Here is a 20214-nt window from a genome sequence, read left to right as displayed (position 1 = left end):
GTCCCCTCATTGCGGACTAGACTTCGAATGGACTCACTCGAGGAGCTGCGAAGACGGGGTACTGCGATGGCGAACGACGGTCGGGGCGGCCGCTATTCGGCTGACCAGACGGTGTCGCGGCAGATGTTGCGCAGCCTGCTCGGCGAGGTCGCCGATCGGGTCGAAGTGATGATCGGTTCGCGCGATCGGATGGACGGTCTCGTCGAGGCCATGCTCACGGTCACCGCGGGTCTGGACCTGGACGAAACCCTGCGCACCATCGTGCGGACCGCGATGAACCTCGTCGACGCCCGCTACGGCGCGCTGGCGGTGCGCGGCCACGATCAGCAGGTCGCGCAGTTCATCGACGAGGGCATGCCGGATCAGATCCGCGACCGGATCGCGCGATTACCCGCGGGCCACGGCGTGCTCGGCGCGGTGTTCGCCCACAAGGCGCCGCTGCGGCTGGCCGATCTCACCCAGCACGAATCCTCGATCGGTTTCCCGGCGGGACATCCGCCGATGCACACCTTTCTCGGTGTGCCCGTACGTATTCGGGACGAAGTCTTCGGCAGCCTCTATCTCACCGAAAAATCCGACGGGCAGCCGTTCACCGAGGAAGACGAAGTCCTGGTCCTGGCGTTGGCGGCCGCGGCGGGGATCGCGGTCGACAACGCGCGACTCTACGAGCAGGCACGCACCAGGCAGGCGTGGATCGAGGCCACCCGCGATATCGCGACCGAATTCCTGGCCGGCACCGAATCCGACCGGGTGCTGGGCCATGTGGTCGATCACGCGCGCGGACTGACCGGATCGCATCAGGCCTTCCTCGCCTCGGTGCCGGTGCCCGACGAATTGCCCGGTGAAATCAGCGAGTTGGTGGTCACACAGTGGACCGGCCCCGACGCGGGCCAGGACTGGCAGACCATTCCGATCGCGGGGACGGTGGTGGGCGACGCGTTCAGCAGGCGGACGCCACTGCGCTTCGACGATGTGTCGAAGGTCTCGCTCGGCGTCGAGTTCCCCGTGGCCGAACTACCCGGTGCCGGACCGGCTCTCGTGCTGCCGCTGTGCACGCCCGATGCCACCCTCGGGGTCCTGGTGACGTTCCGGCCGCCGGGTTTCGCACCCTATTCCGACGAGATGCTCGAGCTGACCGCGGCGTTCTGCGATCAGGCCGCGTTGGCGGTGCGGTTGGCCGACGCGCAGCAGCGGATGCGCGAACTCGACCTCGTCGCCGACCGCGATCGGATCGCGCGCGACCTGCACGATCATGTGATCCAGCGACTGTTCGCGATCGGCCTCACCGTACAGGCGACCATGCCCAAAGCAGTGGTTCCCGAAGTGCGGCAACGACTTTCGACGGTAATCATGGATCTGCAAGAAGTGGTCCAGGAGATCCGCACCTCCATCTTCGATCTGCACGCGGGCAGCTCCGGCCACAGCGAGGGACTACAGCAGCGTCTCGAAGTGGCGATCCGGCGCCAGACCGCCGACATCGCCCTGCGCGCGACGATCCAGGTATCGGGCCCACTGTCGGTGCTCGATCCGCAACTGGCCGACCACGCCGAGGCGGTGGTGCGCGAGGCGGTGAGCAACGCGGTGCGCCACTCCGGCGCCGACACCGTCGCCATCGTGATCGAGGTGGCCGACGATCTGGTGATCATGGTGTCCGACAACGGCTGGGGCATCCCCGCCCACGTCATCCGCAGCGGGCTGCGCAATCTCGAACAACGCGCGCAGGAGGCGGGCGGGAACTTCGAGATCGGTCCGGCCGAGCGCCCCGACGCCGACGGCAACCACCCCGAGATGCCGGGCACGCAGCTGCGCTGGGCGGTGCCGCTGCCCCAGGACGCGCCGACGACCGGCGGGTTCGCCCTCGCGGCCGGACCCGAGACGGGCGAGGACTGAGTCAGGCGGGGGCCAGGACCACGGCGGCGTTGTTGCCGCCCATTCCCATCGACAGTTTCACCGTCGGGCCCTCGATCAGCGGGGTCGGGCCGTCGAGCAGTCGCGGGTGCGCGGGCGCCACGATCGGCGCCGACGCGACGATGCCCCGCTCATAGGACAGTGCGATCGTGGCGACCTCGATCGCCGCGCACGCGCCCTGACAGTGCCCGGTGAGGGGTTTGAGCGCGGCGATGACGGGCCGGTCGTCGAAAACGGTGGTCAACACATCGCGTTCGGCGGCATCGCATTGCCTGGTCCCGGTGCCGTGCGCGTTGTAGTACGCCACGTCGGCGGCGTCGATCCCGGCGTCGGCCAGTGCGCGCTGCACGCACGCGATGATCTGGGCGTGGCCGGGATCGACCGAGACGACATGGAAGGCGTCGTTGGTCATCGCGCCGCCGAGCAGTCGCGCGTAGGGCAGCTCGACCGCGTCGGTGAGCAGCAGCGCCACCGACGCCTCCGCCATGGTGAAACCGAGCGAGCCCTCCTGGAAGGGTCTGCAGGCGGTGAACGGTTCCGCCTCGGCGATCGCGGCGCCGAGGCCGACGAAATGTTCGAGCATGTCCGGGGTGGCGGAGAGGTCGGTTGTGACACACAACACATCGTCGACCAGACCGGCGTCACGCCACATCTTCGCCGTCAGCAGGGCGACGTTGCCCGAACTGCACGCCGCCGACACATTCATCGCGGGCCCGTGGAAGCCGAACTCCTGCATCACCACCGAAATGGGTGTCGACGGCAGCATCCGCAGGTAATCGCGCGAGCGCCGATGGCCGTCGTCGCGACGGTAGAAATCGCGCCAGTCGGCGACATCACCCAGGGTGAACGCGTGGATGAGGCCCACGGTGCGGCCTTCGCGGCGCCACCCACGGGCCTGCGCGTCGTCGATCGCCTCGGCGGCCGCGGCGTAGACGGCACGCCCGAACAGGCCGGTTCCGTGCGCCGCGTCACCACCGTCGGGTATCCGCCCGACCCAGGCATGCTCATCGCGTCGGGGCCCGTAACCGGGGTACAAACGGGCAGCCGGTTTTCCCCCCAACAATCCCTGCCAGAGCAATTCGCGACCCCACCCGTAACTCGAGACAACACCGATTCCGGCAAGCGACATAGAATCGGTTCGGTGGGTCATGCCGCCCGTGAGCACATCCGGTGTCACATCGCTCCTCGCGGATTTTCATGAAGGATCACCAGACTAGTCCGGTATGCCGTTCGCAGACCAGGCCCAGATCGGGGGTTTCGCAGTGGGAGAAGGAAGGACCGACGCGGCGAGCGCCGAACAGCTCGCGCAGCGCTACCGGTCGCTGGTCGAACACACTCCCGATGCCATCTGTGTGCACGAGTCCGGGACGATCGTCTACGTCAATCCGGCCATGGTGCGCCTGCTCGGCGCCCGCTCGGCCGACGACGTGATCGGCTTGTCGATCACCGTGTTCGTCCACCCCGATTCTGTGGCGGCCATGCTCGAACGGATCGACCAGCTCACCGCCGAGGGTTCGGCATCGCCGCCCGCCGATATGGACCTCGTCCGGGTGGACGGGCGAACGGTCCCGGTGCAGACGGTGTCGGTCCTGACCGTGTGGCAGGGCGAACCGGCCTACCAGGTGGTCGTGCACGACCTCACCGCACAGCGGGCGGCCGAGGCATCGGCGCGGCGGGCGGAATCGTATTTCACGACCGTGGTGTCCCAGCTCGAGGAAGGCGTGCTCGTCGTGGATCGGCGGGGTCGCCTGGAGTCGATCAACCCCGCGGGCAAACGCATATTCGGCATCGCCGACGACGAGGAGGTCATCGGGCGTCTCTTCGGCGACCTGCCGATGAAGATGCTCGACAGCGCCGGGCAGCCGTTGCCGCCGGGCAAGCATCCGATGGCGCACACCCTCGCGACCGGCGAGGTGGTCACCCAGTTCGTCTTCGGTGTCGAGCGCGCCGACGGACACCAGGTGTGGGTGTCGTGTAACTGCCGCTTGCTCAACCCGGAAAGCCCGGATTCCTCCGGGGTGTCCTCGTTCTCCGACATCACCGCGTACCGGGCCAGCAGGCGCCAGCTCGAGTTCCAGGCCACCCACGACGCACTGACCGGGCTCGCCAATCGTTCCCTGATCCTGTCGCAGCTGGCCTCGGCGCTGGCACACGAGGGCGGCAGCATGGTCACCACGGTGCTGTTCATCGACCTCGACGGCTTCAAGGCGATCAACGACACCCTGGGGCACGCCATCGGCGACACGGTGCTGCAGATCGTCGCCCAGCGGCTGCAGCAGGCGCTGCGCAGCGAGGACCTGGTCGGACGACTCGGCGGCGACGAATTCCTGGTGCTGCTGGCGGGCCATCCACAGCGCGCCGACCTGCCCGCACTGGTGGAGCGGCTGCGCATCACGATGGCGGACCCGATCATCGCCAGCGGTCACCGCCTCGAGGTGAGCGCCTCGGTCGGCATCACCGAACTCGGCCCGCACGAGAACCGCACGCCCGAGGCCGTGCTGCACGACGCCGACCTGGCGATGTACCGCGACAAGCCGTCGGCGCATCGTGAGCTCGGTCTCGGTCAGAATCGACGCTCGAACAACACCCACGCCTCCTGACAGACTGGTCGGCGTGATCGTCGAACACGTGCTGCTCCCCGTGCGTCCCGGTGTCGCCGCCGATTTCGAGGCCGCCTTCGCGCAGGCGTATCCGATCATCGCGGCAATGCCCGGTTTCGGCGGGTTGTCGTTGTCGCGCTGCGTCGAGCGGCCCGACGCCTATCTGCTGCTGGTGCGGTGGGCACAGTTGACCGACCACACGGTGGGATTCCGTGAGTCGCCGGAATACCAGCGCTGGCGTGCGCTGTTGCACCACTTCTACGAGCCTTTCCCGGTGGTCGAACACTTCACACCGGTCCTCGGTGACGAAGTCTTCCCGGTCGCGGCGGCCACGCCCGCGGACACGTAGACTCGACAACTCTGTTCTCAACGCGGTGACAAAGGAGTCCTGTTTTGCCCGACCGCCTCGCCGACGTCTCCCCCGCCGCGAACAACCGCGAGATCGAACAGGAGCAGCAGTACCTCTCGGTGCTCTACCACCGGCTCGACGCCATGCGCGAGTACGCGCAGAACCGGCTCAAGACCGTGCTCCTGGAATCCGGTGGCACGCCGCAGGCGCGCAGTGAGCGCGAGTCGTTCACCCAGCTCTACAACGAGGACCTGTCCAAATACGACGCCGCCGAGCACGGGCTGTGCTTCGGCCGAATCGATCTCGAGGGCACCGAGGACGAGGCGCGCTACATCGGCAGGCTCGGCATCCTCGACGAGGACAACGACTACGAGCCGCTGCTGCTCGACTGGCGCGCCCCGCTGGCCCGCCCGTTCTATCTGGCCACCACCGCCAATCCCGAAGACGTCACCCGACGCAGGCACATCCGCTCGCGCAATCGCGCGGTGACCGCGATCAACGACGAGTACCTCGATCTCGATGCGGCCCGACGCGACGGTGTGGTCGGCGTCGATGACGGTGTCGGCGGCGAGAGCGCGCTGTTGGCGGCGCTCAACGCCGCGCGCACCGGGCACATGAACGACATCGTCGAGACGATCCAGAGCGAGCAGGACGCGATCATCCGCTCCGAGCACAAGAGCGTGCTCGTGGTGCAGGGCGGGCCGGGTACCGGCAAGACCGCGGTCGCGCTGCATCGCGCGGCGTTCTTGCTCTACACCTACCGTCAGCAGCTGGCCAAGAGCGGCGTGCTGATCATCGGCCCGAACGCCACCTTCCTCGACTACATCGGTCAGGTGCTGCCCTCGCTCGGTGAGACCGGTGTGCTGCTGTCGACCATCGGCGACCTGTATCCGGGTGTGAAGGCGGTGCGCGAGGATTCGCTGCGCGCGGGGGAGATCAAGGGCTCACTGGACATGCTCGAGGTGCTCAAGCAGGCGGTGCGCGACCGTCAGGAAGTGCCGTCGGAGCCGGTTCGCCTCGCTTTCGACGGCTATCCGGTGACCCTGGATCGCAAGATCGCGACCAGGGCGCGCGGTCGGGCCCGCTCCTCGCGGCGCCCGCACAACCTGGCCAGGCCGATCTTCGCGTCGGCGGTGATCGACGCGCTCACCGATCAGCTCGCCGCGACGATGGGCGCCGATCTGTCCGGTGGCACGAGCCTGCTCAGTTCCGCCGACCTCAGCGAGATCGGCGACGAGATGCGCGCCGACCCGCACGTGCAGGCCGCGATCAGCGCGTTGTGGCCGGTGCTGTCGCCCCAGGACGTGCTCGCGGATCTGCTCGCCGACCCGGCCCGCCTCGACCGCGCGGCCAAGACGCTGAGCGCGCAGGATCGCGCCGAGTTGGTGCGTTCCGACGACGGCATGTTCGGCGCGGCCGACGCCCCGCTGCTCGACGAGCTGGCCGAACTGCTCGGCGTCGACGACACCGAGGAGCGCGAACGCTCGCGTCGCCGGTGGCGGGCCCAGATCGAGGAGGCCCAGGACGCCCTCGACATCCTCACCGGTTCCGCACCACAGGACATCGAGGACGAACTCGATCCCGAGATCCTGATGGCCTACGACCTCATCGACGCCTCCCAGCTGGCTCAACGCCAGGAGTTCGGCAACCGGCAGACCACCGCCGAACGCGCGGCGGGCGACCGGACCTGGACCTACGGGCACGTGATCGTCGACGAGGCACAGGAACTCTCGGAGATGGCGTGGCGAATGGTGATGCGCCGCATCCCGAATCGCTGGATCACCGTCGTCGGCGATGTCGCCCAGACCGGCGATCCGGCGGGCGCGTCGTCGTGGCAGCGGGTGCTGGAACCCTATGTGGCACAACGCTGGAAGCTCACCGAGCTCACGGTGAACTACCGCACCCCCGCCGAGATCATGGCGGTCGCGGCCGACGTGCTCGCCGCGATCGATCCGGGCGCCGAGGCGCCGCGTTCGGTTCGCGAGACCGGCAATCCCCCGCGCGCCTACCGGGTGCCGCCCGCCGACGTGGTGGGCGAGGTCGCCCGGTTGCTCGAAGCCGAGCACGGTCCCGGCACCTCCGCGGTCCTGGCACCCGCGGCCTGGGTGCCCGAATTGTCCTCGCTGGCAGGCGAATCCGTTCAGGTGCTCACCGTGCACGACGCGAAGGGCCTCGAGTTCGACCGCGTGTACCTGGTGGAGCCGCAAGCGATCCTGGACGAGTCCCCGCGCGGACTCAACGACCTGTATGTCGCGCTCACCCGCGCGACCCAGCGGCTGGCCGTGGTGCACACCGAGCAGCTTCCCGAGGTGCTGTCCTCGTTGGGCTAGCGGTCACGACCGGAGCGCCGTTGACGCGAGCAAGCCGGTGACCAGCGCCTCCAGCCCGGCGGCGTAGGTGCTGTCGACGTCGAATTCGGTCCAGCGGGAACCGATCTCGGCCAACCGGGGCAGTTGCTCGGGGTCGAGGTTCGCGAAGACCTCCGCGCGGTAGGTCGGCCCTTCCTCGGCGCGCCGCGCCGCTCGGCCGGTGACGATCAGCTCGCCCGCCGTGTAATGCCAGATGGTGCGGTACGCGGCCACCGCGCGCTCGAGGGGAAGGCCGGCGGTGATCGCCGCGTCGATGATGGTCTCGGGGAACCACAGCGCCGAGCGGCCGAGCAGGTCGCCGTCGGCGAGCACGTCCACGATCCACGAGTGGGCCGAGAGGGCGTCGCGCATCGCGGTGGCGGCCACCAGGATTCGCTGCCGCGGGTCGTCCGGAAGCGCGGGCCAGGTAATCGCGTCGGCGTAGTCGTCGAGGAGCAGGCGCAGCAGGTCCTGTTTGTCGCGGACGTGGTGGTAGAGCGCCATCGGCGTGCAGCCGAGTTCGGTGGCGAGCCTGCGCATCGTCAGCTTCTCCACGCCGTCGGCGCCGATCACCCGATGCGCCGCCGCGACGATGTCCGCGCGGGACATGCGCGCAGGTCTACCGGTACGCGCTGGTTGGTCCGACTGGGAGGTGGGCATGGTCCCATCTTGCCCAGGCGAAGCCAGGGTGTGGACAAGGGGCTGCGGCGGAGTTAGTTTTTATACGTGTATAGAAACACTTCTCCCCCTCGTCCCGGCACCGCGCTGACCGCGGTCGCCATCGCACAGTTCGTGATCGCTCTCGATATGGCGGTCGTGAATGTGGCGCTCCCGTCGATCGGCGACGCGCTCGGCTTCGCACCGCTCGACCTGGCCTGGGTGGTGCACATCTACGCCCTGACCTTCGGCGGTTTCCTGCTGCTCGGCGGCAAGGCGTGTGACCTGTACGGACGGCGCAGGCTGTTCGCGGGCGGACTGCTCTTCTTCGCGATCGCTTCGCTCGCGGGCGGATTCGCGCAGGAGCCATGGCAACTGGTGGCCGCGCGTGCCGCACAGGGCATCGGGGCCGCGGCTATCGCACCGGCCGCACTCGCCACGCTCACCACGACCTTTTCCGAAGGGCGGGCCCGCGTCCGAGCGCTCGGCGTCTGGGGTGGGGTCAACGCCGCGGGTGGCGCGCTCGGCGTGCTCGTCGGCGGACTACTCACCGAGTACGCGAATTGGCGCTGGGTGATGCTGGTCAATATCCCGATCGTCGCGATCGCGGGGTTCGCCTTGATCAGGGGCGTACCCGCCGACGCACCGACGGGTAGGCGGACCCCGCTCGATATCGCCGGCGCGGTGCTGGCGACGGGCGGTATCGGACTACTCGTCACCGGCGTGATCCGCACCGACCGCTACGGCTGGGCTTCTCCCGAGACAGGCGTGACCCTCGCCGTAGCGGCAGCGCTGCTCGCGGGCTTCCTCGTGGTCGAGGCACGCTCGACGAACCCGCTGTTGCGGCTGGGCCTTTTCGCCAACCGCTGGGTGAGCGGTGCCGGTTTGTTCGTCTTCTGCGCCGCCGCGGGTCAATTCTCCGCCTTCTACCTGGTGTCGCTGTATATGCAGCAGGTACTGCACATGAGCGCGGGAGCCACCGGGGCCGCCTTCCTCCCGTTCTCGGTGTGCGTCATCGTGGGCACCCTCGTCGCGACCCGAATGGGCGTCCATATCTCCCCCAAGCCATTGCTGGTCGGCGGCGGTCTGCTGACCGCCGTCGGCATCGGCTGGTTCGCACTGATCAGCCCCGACGGCGGCTTCCTCACCGATGTCCTCGGGCCGTCGATCGTCGGCGGCTTCGGGCTCGGACTCTGCCTCGCCCCCGTCGCGGTGGCAGCCGTCAGCGGCGTGGCACCCGGCGAAGCAGGGATGGCCTCCGGCGCCTTCAACAGTGCCCGCCAACTCGGCGGCAGCGTCGGCGTCGCCGTACTGGCCACGCTTGCGGCGGGTCGCACCGGCGCGAGCGCCGATCCGGTCGCGCTCAACAACGGCTACGCCCTCGCGTTGGCGATCGCCGCTGTGCTGTTCGCCGCCGCCGCGGTAGTCGCGGCCACCGTCCTACCCACCCGGCTCGACCGCACCGAAAACCCGGTCCGCGAGGACATTCCCGCGGTGACCCCATGAAAGGAACCCCGATGACACCCATCGATCTGTTCGCCGGCGCCCTGCACTTCCAGCCGGAAGGCGCGGTGCGATCGGGCCCGCGCCGCATGGCCGCCGCGTCGGGCGGCTGGCAACTGGCCGCCTTCCATGTCGACACCGACGCCGACGTCCACGCCGACCAGTGGGAGATGCACCCCTCCAGCGAGGAAGCGGTGTGCTGCCTCGCCGGTTCGCTGCGGCTCTATCTGCGGCCGGAGCGTCCGGACGAGGCGGAAACCGCGGTGCGGCTCACGGCGGGAACCGCGTTCCTCGTGCCGCGCAACCGCTGGCACAGAATCGAACTCGACGAACCGTCCGACATCATGTCGATCGGGCTGCGCGGTGGCACCAGGCAGGAGCCCGTCGCACGCTAACCGGCGGCTACCCGCCGAAAAAGGTCGAGGGCGCCGGTTTCCCGGCGCCCTCGACCTTTTCAGTACCGACAGTGAACTAGCGGACGGTGTGCACGATCAGCACGTCCGAACGGGACTTGCGGGCTACATCCGAGGGGACGGAGCCGAGCAGGCGCCCGGTGAGGGTGTTGAGGCCTCGGTTGCCGACGACGAGCAGGTCCGCGTCCACCTCGTTGACGAGGTCGAGCAGCGAATCCACCGGCTCACCGACGATCGCGCGATCGACGATGTTCTTCGCACCGGCGGCCACGGCCTTCTCCCGGGCGACAAGCAGGATCTCGTTGGTCGGGGCCGAGCCACGGACCTGGTAGGCCTCGTCCTTGAGCACATCGGCGGCGGCGGCGACGTCGCGATCGTCGGTCGGGAAGAAGGCGCAGGCCAGCACGAGAGTTGCCCCAGCGTCCCCGGCGAGCGCCGCGGCCTTCTCCACCGCCACGTACGACGAATCCGAGCCATCAGTACCGACGACAATGGTCCGGTAGGCGGTCATCTCTCCTCCAACTTGGTCGGTGCCAGCACCGAACCACTCGGGAATCGAGCGTCAGCGCGGCAATTGGCTCGACCCTAACGCCAAATCCGGCCGATTTATCAGAAATCGCAACAGATCACACCGGGAGTGTTGACGCCGCTACCCGTTGTCACGGTGGCCTTCGCGACAGTGGAGAAGATCGACCTGCGGCAATAAGACCGCAGGTCGAAGAAATTGTGGCCTATCACAACACAATCAACACCGCAGTGCGCCTGGGACTTTGATCACATCAGCCGGAGAAACTCGGGAGCCCGCAGGCGGCGCTTCCGGTACCGGTATTCGGGGCGACGGTCACCGAGGCGGGGGTGATCCACCAGGACCGGTTGAAACTGTCGACCTTCGCCGTCACCTCGTGCGCGCCGGCGGCGGTGGGACGCCACGAGGTCTTGGTCTCGCCGATCGTCGGGACCTCGACCGTGCCGATCACCACGCCGTTGTCGTAGAAGGTCACCGGCGCGCCGGTATTGCCGGAGCTGTAGCCGACGACGTTGACCGCGACCAGGGTGTAGGAACAGCCGACCTGCGGATCGGAGCTCGATACGCCGACCCATTGGCCGTCCGAGATATCGGCGTGCGCGCCCGGTGCGAGCAAGGCCGTGGCGGCCAATGCGGTCGCGAGAGCCCCGCCGAAACGCGAGGTCCGTTCGAAAGATGTTGTCACTGTTGATGTCCTGACTTCTCCACGCAGCAGCTGCCGCTGCGAATGCGCAGACACTATCGACGAACGCCACCGTCTTTAGTTTGAATGACAATATTTCAGACCCCCTACTTCTTGGGTCTGTACGCACGATCACCGCGCGGCGGGGACCGCGCTCACCGCTTGTGCGCTGCGGGCATATTCCATCGGCGACATCCCGATCTCGGCGGTGAATTCACGACTGAAATGTGCCTGGTCGAAATAGCCGAGCTCGGCGGCCAGTACCGCGAGATCAGGGCGGCCGCGTGCGAGCAGATCTGCGGCATCTTGCAACCGGAACCGGCACAGCACCCATTTCGGACCGGCCCCGACATAGCGGCGGAACAGCCGCTGCAGGGTGCGGATCGGGATCGCGAACCGATCGGTGACCTGGTCGACCCTGGTCAGCTCCGGATCCTCGGCCATGGCCGTGACGATGCGCGTCACCAGCGCGTAGTGCGGATCGTCGGTGCGTCCACGGCCCGCGAAGAATTCCTCGACGATGACCCGTCTGCGCTCGTCGGACTGTTCGGTCAGCACTTGCTCGGCCAGCTCCGCAGCCTCGGGTATCACCGCGCCCAGCGGCGCCGAATCATCACGCAGGGCTCCCACATTTATGCCGGTGAACGCACCGAAGCCGCCGGGGGCGAACCGGATTCCGAAGGTCTCGCCTTCCCCGGCGAGTTCACGCACGTATTTCGTCGTGCACACACCGTTGACGAAACCGCCGGTGCGAGTGGTGCTGCGCTCGAAGGTGACATTCACGCACGGAAACGACAGCACCTCGGCCGAATAACTGGGCTGCCCGCGCAGATCCCAGCGCACCACCCAATACCGGTCCGCGAACTCGGCCAGCGCGGGTCCGACCCCGAGCCGGTTCAACGATCGGTGTCTGGCCTGCTCCTCGGGGTGCAGAATTCCTTTCACATCACCGGGATCCGGTGCCGCCGTCATCACCGGCCGATCTGTCGTGTTCTTACAAGACGGGCTGTCGGCGCCGGAGCAGGATCGGAGTCATGACCGATCCCGTTGCGCCCATTCCCGAGGGCTACCACTCCATCACCTGTTTCCTGGCCGTACCGGACGGAAACGCGGCCATCGACTTCTACACCGCGGTCTTCGAGGCGAAGGTGCTCAGCCGCGCCGATCAGCCCGACGGCCAGCCCGCGCACGCCGAACTGCTCATCGGTGATTCCACCCTGCAGCTCGGAATGCCCATCCCCGACAGCAATGTTCGCGCGCCGCAGGACTGGGTGCACACCTCGGTGGTGCACTACTGCCCCGATGTGGACGCGGTGATCGCCCGTGCGCTCGAACACGGTGCCCGCAGCGCCGAGGAGCCGCAGACCTTTGTCACCGGCGACCGCTACGGCGTGGTGATCGACCCCTTCGGCCACCGCTGGGCGGTGATCACCCGCGTCGAGGACGTCTCGAAGGAAGAGGCCGACCGCCGTGTCGCCGCGTGGATGGCCGAGCAGGCGTAACGACCGACCGGGCCGGGTCCACAGTGGCCTCGCCTCCGAGCAGCACGCGCGCGATCGGGCGCGCGGCTCGGAGGCGGGGCAGCCCGGAGGCCGTGGCGTCGGCATGGTCAGGAAATCCCCGCGGCGTCCATCCCGCGCAGCTCCTTCTTCAGGTCAGCGATCTCGTCACGCAACCGGCCAGCCAGTTCGAACTGCAATTCGCGGGCGGCGTTCATCATCTGCGCGGTGAGTTCGGTGACCAGGGCAGCCAATTCGGCCCGAGGCATCGACTTCACATCGCGTTCGGCGTAGATGCCCGAACTGGCCCGGCCCGGCTCACCCTGAGCGCGCCTGCCGCGGCTGGCATTGCGGCCCGATCCGCCGACCGCCACCTCGTCCTCGGCCTCGGTGTACACCTGGTCGAGGATGTCGGCGATCTTCTTGCGCAGCGGCTGCGGGTCGAGGCCGTGTTCGGTGTTGTAGGCGATCTGTTTTGCCCGGCGACGGTCGGTCTCCTCGATGGCGTGCTGCATCGAGTCGGTGATCTTGTCCGCGTACATGTGTACTTCGCCGGACACATTGCGCGCCGCGCGGCCGATGGTCTGGATGAGGCTGGTGCTCGACCGCAGGAAGCCTTCCTTGTCGGCGTCGAGGATCGCCACCAGCGACACCTCGGGCAGGTCGAGGCCCTCGCGCAGCAGGTTGATGCCGACGAGCACGTCGTATTCGCCCAGGCGCAGCTGCCGGAGCAGTTCCACGCGGCGCAGCGTGTCGATCTCGGAGTGCAGGTAGCGGACCTTCACGCCGAGGCCGAGCAGGTAATCGGTGAGGTCTTCGGACATCTTCTTGGTGAGCGTGGTGACCAGGACCCGCTCGTTGCGCTCCGCGCGCTCGCGGATCTCGTGCACCAGGTCGTCGATCTGCCCCTTGGTGGGCTTGACCACGACCTTCGGGTCGACCAGGCCGGTCGGGCGGATGACCTGCTCGACCACCTCGCCACCGACCTGACCCAGCTCGTAGTTGCCGGGAGTCGCCGACAGATACACCGCCTGACCGATGCGTCCGGCGAATTCCTCCCAGGTCAGTGGACGGTTGTCGACTGCCGAGGGCAACCGGAAACCGAAATCGACCAGGTTGCGCTTGCGCGACATGTCACCTTCGAACATGCCGCCGATCTGCGGCACCGTGACGTGCGATTCGTCGATCACCAGCAGGAAATCGTCGGGGAAGTAGTCGAGCAGGGTGGCCGGCGCCGAACCTGCCGGACGCCCATCGATGTGGCGCGAATAGTTCTCGATACCCGAGCAGAAGCCGACCTGACGGATCATCTCCAGGTCGTATTCGGTGCGCATGCGCAACCGCTGCGCCTCGAGCAACTTGCCCTGACGCTCGAATTCCTCGAGCCGCGCGGCCAGTTCGGCCTCGATGTCGCCGACCGCCCGCTCCATCCGCTCCGGGCCCGCCACGTAGTGGGTGGCCGGGAAGATGCGCGCCGAATCGACTTGGCGCACAACATCACCGGTGAGCGGATGCAGGTAGTAGAGCGCCTCGATCTCGTCACCGAAGAACTCGATGCGGATCGCCAGCTCCTCATAGGACGGGATGATCTCGACGGTGTCGCCGCGCACCCGGAACGAGCCACGGGTGAAGGCCATGTCGTTGCGGGTGTACTGCACGTCGACGAGCAGGCGTAGCAACGCGTCGCGGTCGATCTCGCCGCCGACTTCGAGCTGCACCGACCGATCCAGGTACGACTGCGGGGTGCCGAGTCCGTAGATGCACGACACCGACGCGACCACGACGACATCGCGACGCGAGAGCAGACTCGAGGTCGCCGAGTGCCGCAGCCGCTCGACGTCGTCGTTGATCGAGCTGTCCTTCTCGATGTAGGTGTCGGTCTGGGCGATGTACGCCTCGGGCTGGTAGTAGTCGTAGTACGAGACGAAGTACTCGACCGCGTTGTTGGGCAGCATCTCGCGCAGCTCGTTGGCGAGCTGCGCGGCGAGGGTCTTGTTCGGCGCCATCACCAGGGTGGGCCGCTGCAATTTCTCGATCAGCCACGCCGTGGTCGCCGATTTACCGGTACCGGTGGCACCGAGCAGGACGACGTCCTTCTCCCCCGCGTTCACCCGGCGCTCGAGCTCCGCGATGGCCGCGGGCTGGTCGCCGGCGGGTGAGTACTCGCTGACCACCTCGAACCGGGCGCCCGAGCGCTCGATCGTGCCGACGGGGCGGTGTTCGGAATGGGCGATCGGGTGACCCCGCTCTTCGTACCCTTCCGTCGGGATCTCGGTTGCGAATGCCATGGACCCAGCTTAGGCGCGACCACTGACACGTTCTGGCTCCGGCGAGCAGGGCTCCCGTTCGCCACACCACGCGCCGCGCCGACGACCGTCGGTCACCTCGTTGTCGTTCCCGTGAACTTCTGCTCATCGATACCGTCACAGCGCTGCGCGATGATGACGACGACCACAGGCACGCAAACCGGCGGCGACTGCCGTTTCCCCTGGTATAGGCGATGACGTTCGAACGCGGCGAATGCCCGGCATTGCGCCCGATGTCCGAAAAGTCCTTTGTACCAAGGATATTCGACGATGGTGGTCTCGAATCGAACCCGCCACTGACCCCGACCCGGGCGTACCCTGAGCTGATCATCGGCACGTGGTGAAGGACAAGGCCATGAGCGTTCTGCTTCCCCTGCTCGTCGCGGCTCCAGCGGTAACCGGGTTCGCCGGCTATTTCGCCAGAGAGATACGCGGCCCGCACGCACCGCCCACTGATCCGACGCCCGTCGCACCGTCCGCCAGACCCCGGGTCGAGTACTTCGACCTCGCCGAGCTGTCCAGCACCGACGCCAAGGGCTACATCCACGCGGTCGACCGGTACGAGGTCCAACCGTGGGGGATCTACCTGGCCCGCATCCTCGACCGGCCGCACGGTCGCTACGAGGAGTCGTGGATGTTGCCCGGCCACGCCGTTCGCGCCACCATCAGCCACGATCGGCCGGGCCATCACCGCAGCCACGACTACGTGCTCGACATCGTCGAGTTCGTCCAGGTCGGGCCGAAACGGTGGCGGGCCACCGACTACTTCCTCGACATCGCAGTGCGGCGCGGCCGGTCGTCGACGCTGTCCGGGTCGAGTGAACTGCTCGCCGCGCACGCCGCGGGCCATGTCGACACCGAGCACGCCGATCGGGCCTTCGAACGCGCCGCGCGCGTGCTCGACGGCTTGGCCGCCAACGACCACGATGTCGAACAGTGGTTGCGCTCCCGCGACATCACGCTGACCTGGATGTAGCCGGCGATCGGGCGAGGGTCGGCACGCGCCGGTAGATTCTGCGCTCATGACGCAGGCATCCACCGTGCACGTGCATCCACCCAAGGTGGAGTACTTCGACGTCGCGGCCAGAACGAACACCGACCCCAAGGGCTTCGTCCGGCCGGTGGAGACCTACCGGGTGGAGCCGTGGGGCCTGTACATGGGTCGCCACTCCGATCACGCACACTTCCACTACCTGGAATCGTGGGTGCTGCCCGATCTGTCGCTGCGGGCGTCGAAGCTCCACTACAACCCCGGCGTCGAGCAGTGGCAGGACATCTATGTCGATGTCGGCGCGTTCACCAGGGAGTCGCCGACGCTGTGGCGCTCGGTCGACCACTATCTCGATCTGCTGGTGCGCACCCGACGTGACGTGCGGCTCGTCGATGTCGACGAGCTGCTGGCCGCGCACACCGACGGCCTGCTCGACGCCGCGCAATGCCAGGCCGCGATCGAACACGCGACCGCCGCGATCGACGGGATCGCGGCACACGGGTATTCCCTCGAGGACTGGTTGAGCACCTTCGGGATGACCCTGACCTGGCGCCGAAACGACGAACCGCCCGGCCCTCGGTAGGGTCCGGGCGGTTCGCGGAGCCGGTGTCAGCCCGCCGACAGGCTCGGCAACAGATCCGCGAGGCCGCCGCCGCACGACGCGCTGCCGGTGCTGCCCGCCGGGCCGACAGTGACGGTGATCGTGTCACTGATCAGCAGCTGCCGAGCCTCGAGCTTGTGCTGGCCCGCCGTGGTCGGCTTCCAGGTGATGCTCACCGTGCCCGACACCAGCGACGGCGACACCGGGCTGCCCGGGATATCCACCCCGTTGTCGGTGAACTTCACCGAGGTCAGCCGGTCGACCTCGACGCTCGCCGTCAACTTGTAGCTGCAACCGACCTTGTGGTCGGTTCCGGCCACGGCGAGATTGCCGACCCAGGCCGAGGCCTGCGGAGCGGCCAGCACGACGCTGGCGGCCACGGCGCCGAGGGCGGTGATGCCGAAGCCCGCACGGCCGAACTGACGGTGATGTGTTGTCATAGGCGCTACAACTTCCCTGTGAATCGAGTCACCCTGTAGTGACTTCGCACAATTTACACAGCGCGCTGTAGCGTGCGGACAGTTTCCGAAACATTGATGTTTAACAGATTGGTGCGCGGTTCACGCGCGGGCGCGGGCCCACTCGGTGACCACCGGATAGACGGCGTCGAACCACGGTTCCTTCACCACGTAGTAGGCATCACCGGCCGCGTCATAGGTCAGATCCGCCGCCGCGAGTTCGGCCCCGCGCTTGACCGCCAGATACTCCGCCCGCGCGCTGTCGTTCGCCCGCAACCAGTCGCGCAGGTCCAGCGCGAACCGCTGGCCCAGTGAATCCTGCACGCGCAGATGGATATTGGCGGGTCGGCCGGGGTCGGCATTGCCGTGCAGGCGTTTTCCCCACCGGGTGAGGTCGGTGCCGTCGGGATCGCCCTCGCTCGGCTTCGGATTGTCGTGGGTCACCCGAGTGGCCGGTGGGAACCCGCCCGTCGTGAGCGCGTCGGTCAGCGATTCGGCCGTGGCCATGTCGGCCACCGTCACCTGGATGTCGATGATGTCCTTGGCGGGCAGGCCGTGCACCGCGGTCGATCCGACGTGATCGATGCGCACCGCCGACGCGCCGCACGCCAGATGCAGCCGCGCGATGATCCTGCGCGCCTGCACGTCCCATTCCGGGTCGGTGACGAGGCGGTACTCGGCGCGCGCGCGGACGCCCTCCCGCTGATTGCGCTCGAACGGCACCAACCGTCGCGTCCACAGGTCCCGGACCTGCTCCTCGACCACCTCCGGTGCGCCGTTGTTGTCGAGCCACACATCGGCGACCGCACGGCGCTGTTCGTCGGTGGCCTGCGCGGCGATCCTGGCGCGCGCGTCCGCTTCGGCCACCCCGCGGTGTTCGACCAGTCTGCGCAGCCTGGTCTCCTCCTCGGCCCCGACAACCACGACGAGCTGCATCAACGGCGCGAGCCCGTTCTCGACGAGCAGCGGAATATCCTGCACCACAATGGCATCCGCGGCCGCGTCGCCGATCAGTTCCGCGGTGCGGGCACCGACCAGCGGGTGGGTGATGGCGTTGAGCTTGCCCCGCGACACGTCATCGGCGAAGGCGACCGCGGCCAGCGCGGGCCGGTCGAGACTGCCGTCGGGGCTCAGGATTCGCTCACCGAACTCCTCGACCAGCGCGGTCAGGCCCGGCGTGCCGGGGGCGACGACCTCGCGGGCGATCGCGTCGGAGTCGATGAGCACCGCCCCTAGCTCGACCAGTGTCCGCGCCACTGTGGATTTACCCGCTCCCATGCCTCCGGTGAGGCCGATCCGCAACATGGGCCCAGTCTCGCATCCCGACCGACGGGCCGGGGCAGGTCCCACGACACGCCCACGCGCGCAGCGGCGGGAGATCCCCGGCCGGGCGCGTCGAGTGGATTAATCTACCGCGCAGGCGAGAAGGCCGCACGACTACCGACGGGATGATCATGGGTACCAGGAACGACCGGACGGCTCGCCACCGTCTCGGCATGCCGGGCGGTGTGCACTGCATCGAATTCCCGGCCGTGGCGGCAACTCTCGCCGAATACCGACGCTCCTGGTTCAGTACCCTGCTCTCCCCGGCCAGACACAGCTTCGCCGCGATGCGCAAACGCCCCAGGATGGCCACCGGCTACTGGTCGCCCGCCGCGGCCGCGAATTGATCGGTGGGCCCGGCGCATCGCCGAGCCCACCACCGGCTCACGCCCCGACGAGACCACTCGGCGCGCGCCGGGTTCCCGGCTGTTGCGTCGGCATCGCATTCGGCGGCACCGGGTACGGCACGCCCCGCCCCAGGCTGCCCGCCGCGATATTCGGACCACACTGCACGATCGCCGCGTCGGCCTTGGGCCGCGGGTCGGGCAGCACCGGTTTCGCGGCATTCGGCGCCGCCGCGAAGTCGAACGTGGAGGTCATGTCGCCGGTGATGCCGCGTCGCCAGGCAGTCAGGTTCGGCACGTCGACCCCGAATCTGGTTTCCAGCAAACGCAATTGGGACGTGTGGTCGAAGGTCTGCGAGGCCACCAGCCCACCGCGACTGTACGGCGAGATCACCATGCACGGCACCCGGTAGCCCAGTCCGATCGGGCCGGCGATCCCGCCCGCCGCGGGCACCCGGTCCAATGGCACCGTCAGGAATTCACCCGGGGTGCCGGGCGGTGGGGTCGGTGGGGTGACGTGGTCGAAGAAGCCCCCGTTCTCGTCGTAGCTGATGATCAGCGCGGTCTTCTCCCACACCGCCGGATTCGAGGTGAGGATATCGAGCAGTTGCACGATCCCGAGCGCGCCGAAAGCCGCGGGCAGCGCGGGATGTTCGCAGTGCAGTAGCGACGGCACCACCCAGGACACCGCGGGCAGGGTGTTATTTGCGACGTCGGCCTGGAAGTCGTTCGGGTAGATCGGTGCGATACCACGGCGCGCCAGTTCGGAATTCGGGTCGGCGGCCTGCGTGAAGCAACCCATCATGCCGTCGAGGATCATCGACGAGGCCGGACCGGCATCGCGATTGCTGTAGATCTTCCACGGGACCCCGCCCTCGGACAGGTTCTCCGGGTAGGTGCGCCAGCTGTAGACGTTCTTCGGGATCAGCGTCGGCGTCTCCACCAGCGGACCGCCCGCCGAGCCGTCGGGGTCGATGCTCGCGCTCATCCAGTACAGCCGGTTGGGGTCGGTGGGGCCGAGCACCGAGCAGTGGTAGTTGTCGCAGAGGGTGAATGCCTGCGCGAGCTCGGTGTGGATCGGAATGTCCTCCGGCAGGTAGTAACCCATCGCCGCGGGCGCGTTGTCGGGCCCGACCGAGGCCACCGACATCGGCATCCAGCCGTCGTTGCGCCCGTCGGCGAAGGCCTTGTGCATGCCGGGCCAGGTGTGGTCGGGGTCGTTGATGCACTCCCCGTCCAGCGTCGCGCCACGAGTGGTGTCGAGCCGGAACGGTTCGACGAAACCCGTTGCGGTGGGCCCGATTCCGGGCGACCACCCGTACTGACGCCACGACGTGGACGCCTCGCCGAACCCGCGTACCCCCGACATCGTGCCGAAATAGTGGTCGAAGGAGCGGTTCTCCTGCATGAGCAAGACGAAATGCTCGATATCGCCGAGCCCGCCCATGCCGACCGGATCAGCGGCGAAGGCCCGATCGATAATCGGATTCGCCCAGGTGGCAAGCGTTCCCACGGCACCGGCGGCCATGGCCTTCGCAAGGAATTGTCGCCGGTTGAGACCGGCGAAGGGACCAGAACTCATCGTGGGTGGAGCACCTTTCCCGTAGGGGATGGAGCAATCGCGCACACGCTACACCCACCGGAAAAGGCCGAAGGCCCCGGTCCGTGTGGACCGGGGCCTTCGGTAATGCAGTTGTCGATTCAGC

At 67.8% G+C, this 20214-nt stretch carries 19 protein-coding genes; 10 read left to right on the top strand and 9 right to left on the bottom strand.

Going from position 1 to position 20214, the window contains the following annotated elements:
* Positions 1 to 66 precede the first annotated feature (66 nt).
* Entirely contained in the window at positions 67 to 1890 is a 1824-nt protein-coding gene (locus QX204_RS08425; protein WP_301906018.1) for a sensor histidine kinase, read from the top strand.
* A gap of 1 nt (position 1891) precedes the next feature.
* On the opposite strand, the gene QX204_RS08420 is transcribed toward QX204_RS08425, so the two are convergent.
* On the bottom strand, positions 1892 to 3037 hold the full coding sequence (locus tag QX204_RS08420) for a beta-ketoacyl synthase N-terminal-like domain-containing protein (protein ID WP_301906017.1): 1146 nt from the start codon (positions 3035 to 3037) through the stop codon (positions 1892 to 1894).
* 94 nt (positions 3038 to 3131) lie between these two features.
* Between QX204_RS08420 and QX204_RS08415 the strand changes: the two genes are divergently transcribed.
* Genes QX204_RS08415 through QX204_RS08405 form a run of 3 tightly spaced genes read left to right on the top strand, consistent with a single transcriptional unit; the run spans position 3132 to position 7187 of the window.
* The gene (locus QX204_RS08415) at positions 3132 to 4508 is read left to right on the top strand and encodes a diguanylate cyclase domain-containing protein (protein ID WP_301906016.1); all 1377 of its coding nucleotides are present in this window, start codon (positions 3132 to 3134) and stop codon (positions 4506 to 4508) included.
* 13 nt (positions 4509 to 4521) lie between these two features.
* The gene (locus QX204_RS08410; protein WP_301906015.1) at positions 4522 to 4857 is read left to right on the top strand and encodes an antibiotic biosynthesis monooxygenase family protein; all 336 of its coding nucleotides are present in this window, start codon (positions 4522 to 4524) and stop codon (positions 4855 to 4857) included.
* Between the two features lie 44 nt (positions 4858 to 4901).
* Complete coding sequence (locus QX204_RS08405) at positions 4902 to 7187, top strand: HelD family protein (RefSeq protein ID WP_301906014.1); 2286 nt, start codon at positions 4902 to 4904, stop codon at positions 7185 to 7187.
* A 3-nt stretch (positions 7188 to 7190) separates the two neighbouring features.
* Here QX204_RS08405 and QX204_RS08400 read toward each other — a convergent pair whose 3' ends face one another.
* Complete coding sequence (locus tag QX204_RS08400; protein WP_301906013.1) at positions 7191 to 7814, bottom strand: TetR/AcrR family transcriptional regulator; 624 nt, start codon at positions 7812 to 7814, stop codon at positions 7191 to 7193.
* 117 nt (positions 7815 to 7931) lie between these two features.
* Between QX204_RS08400 and QX204_RS08395 the strand changes: the two genes are divergently transcribed.
* Both QX204_RS08395 and QX204_RS08390 read left to right on the top strand, forming a co-directional pair.
* Positions 7932 to 9368 (top strand): MFS transporter, encoded by a 1437-nt coding sequence (locus tag QX204_RS08395; RefSeq protein WP_301906012.1) that lies wholly within the window; start codon positions 7932 to 7934, stop codon positions 9366 to 9368.
* A gap of 11 nt (positions 9369 to 9379) precedes the next feature.
* Positions 9380 to 9760, top strand: a complete 381-nt coding sequence (locus QX204_RS08390; protein ID WP_301906011.1) for a cupin domain-containing protein — start codon at positions 9380 to 9382, stop codon at positions 9758 to 9760.
* A gap of 76 nt (positions 9761 to 9836) precedes the next feature.
* Here the strand turns inward: QX204_RS08390 and QX204_RS08385 are convergent, their stop codons facing one another.
* The 3 genes from QX204_RS08385 to QX204_RS08375 form a co-directional block, all read right to left on the bottom strand.
* Positions 9837 to 10289: a universal stress protein gene (locus QX204_RS08385; RefSeq protein ID WP_062985536.1), complete on the bottom strand. Its 453-nt coding sequence runs from the start codon at positions 10287 to 10289 to the stop codon at positions 9837 to 9839.
* Positions 10290 to 10557: 268 nt separating this feature from the next.
* On the bottom strand, positions 10558 to 10989 hold the full coding sequence (locus tag QX204_RS08380) for a hypothetical protein (RefSeq protein WP_301906010.1): 432 nt from the start codon (positions 10987 to 10989) through the stop codon (positions 10558 to 10560).
* A 129-nt stretch (positions 10990 to 11118) separates the two neighbouring features.
* Entirely contained in the window at positions 11119 to 11958 is an 840-nt protein-coding gene (locus QX204_RS08375; protein ID WP_301906009.1) for a helix-turn-helix domain-containing protein, read from the bottom strand.
* A gap of 62 nt (positions 11959 to 12020) precedes the next feature.
* Here QX204_RS08375 and QX204_RS08370 point away from each other — a divergent pair, with 62 nt between their 5' ends.
* Positions 12021 to 12488 (top strand): VOC family protein, encoded by a 468-nt coding sequence (locus QX204_RS08370; RefSeq protein WP_301906008.1) that lies wholly within the window; start codon positions 12021 to 12023, stop codon positions 12486 to 12488.
* 107 nt (positions 12489 to 12595) lie between these two features.
* Here QX204_RS08370 and uvrB read toward each other — a convergent pair whose 3' ends face one another.
* The gene (gene uvrB / locus QX204_RS08365) at positions 12596 to 14773 is read right to left on the bottom strand and encodes an excinuclease ABC subunit UvrB (RefSeq protein ID WP_301906006.1); all 2178 of its coding nucleotides are present in this window, start codon (positions 14771 to 14773) and stop codon (positions 12596 to 12598) included.
* A 373-nt stretch (positions 14774 to 15146) separates the two neighbouring features.
* Between uvrB and QX204_RS08360 the strand changes: the two genes are divergently transcribed.
* Both QX204_RS08360 and QX204_RS08355 read left to right on the top strand, forming a co-directional pair.
* Positions 15147 to 15767 carry a ribonuclease FAU-1 family protein gene (locus tag QX204_RS08360; RefSeq protein ID WP_301906005.1) on the top strand — a complete coding sequence of 207 codons (621 nt, stop codon included), beginning with the start codon at positions 15147 to 15149 and terminating at the stop codon, positions 15765 to 15767.
* Positions 15768 to 15813: 46 nt separating this feature from the next.
* Positions 15814 to 16365 (top strand): ribonuclease FAU-1 family protein, encoded by a 552-nt coding sequence (locus tag QX204_RS08355; RefSeq protein WP_301906004.1) that lies wholly within the window; start codon positions 15814 to 15816, stop codon positions 16363 to 16365.
* A 26-nt stretch (positions 16366 to 16391) separates the two neighbouring features.
* Here QX204_RS08355 and QX204_RS08350 read toward each other — a convergent pair whose 3' ends face one another.
* Positions 16392 to 16823: a hypothetical protein gene (locus tag QX204_RS08350; RefSeq protein ID WP_301906003.1), complete on the bottom strand. Its 432-nt coding sequence runs from the start codon at positions 16821 to 16823 to the stop codon at positions 16392 to 16394.
* Between the two features lie 120 nt (positions 16824 to 16943).
* On the bottom strand, positions 16944 to 18146 hold the full coding sequence (gene coaE, locus QX204_RS08345) for a dephospho-CoA kinase (RefSeq protein WP_301906002.1): 1203 nt from the start codon (positions 18144 to 18146) through the stop codon (positions 16944 to 16946).
* Positions 18147 to 18295: 149 nt separating this feature from the next.
* On the opposite strand from coaE, the gene QX204_RS08340 reads away from it, so the two are divergent.
* Complete coding sequence (locus tag QX204_RS08340; RefSeq protein WP_062985677.1) at positions 18296 to 18511, top strand: hypothetical protein; 216 nt, start codon at positions 18296 to 18298, stop codon at positions 18509 to 18511.
* A gap of 37 nt (positions 18512 to 18548) precedes the next feature.
* Here the strand turns inward: QX204_RS08340 and QX204_RS08335 are convergent, their stop codons facing one another.
* A complete protein-coding gene (locus tag QX204_RS08335; protein WP_301906001.1) occupies positions 18549 to 20090 on the bottom strand; it encodes a phospholipase C in 1542 nt (513 codons plus the stop codon).
* Between the last annotated feature and the right edge of the window lie 124 nt (positions 20091 to 20214).

It is taken from the genome of Nocardia sp. PE-7 (genome assembly GCF_030486425.1).
Lineage (GTDB): Bacteria > Actinomycetota > Actinomycetes > Mycobacteriales > Mycobacteriaceae > Nocardia > Nocardia salmonicida_A.
This window is presented reverse-complemented; position numbering and strand designations above follow the sequence as displayed.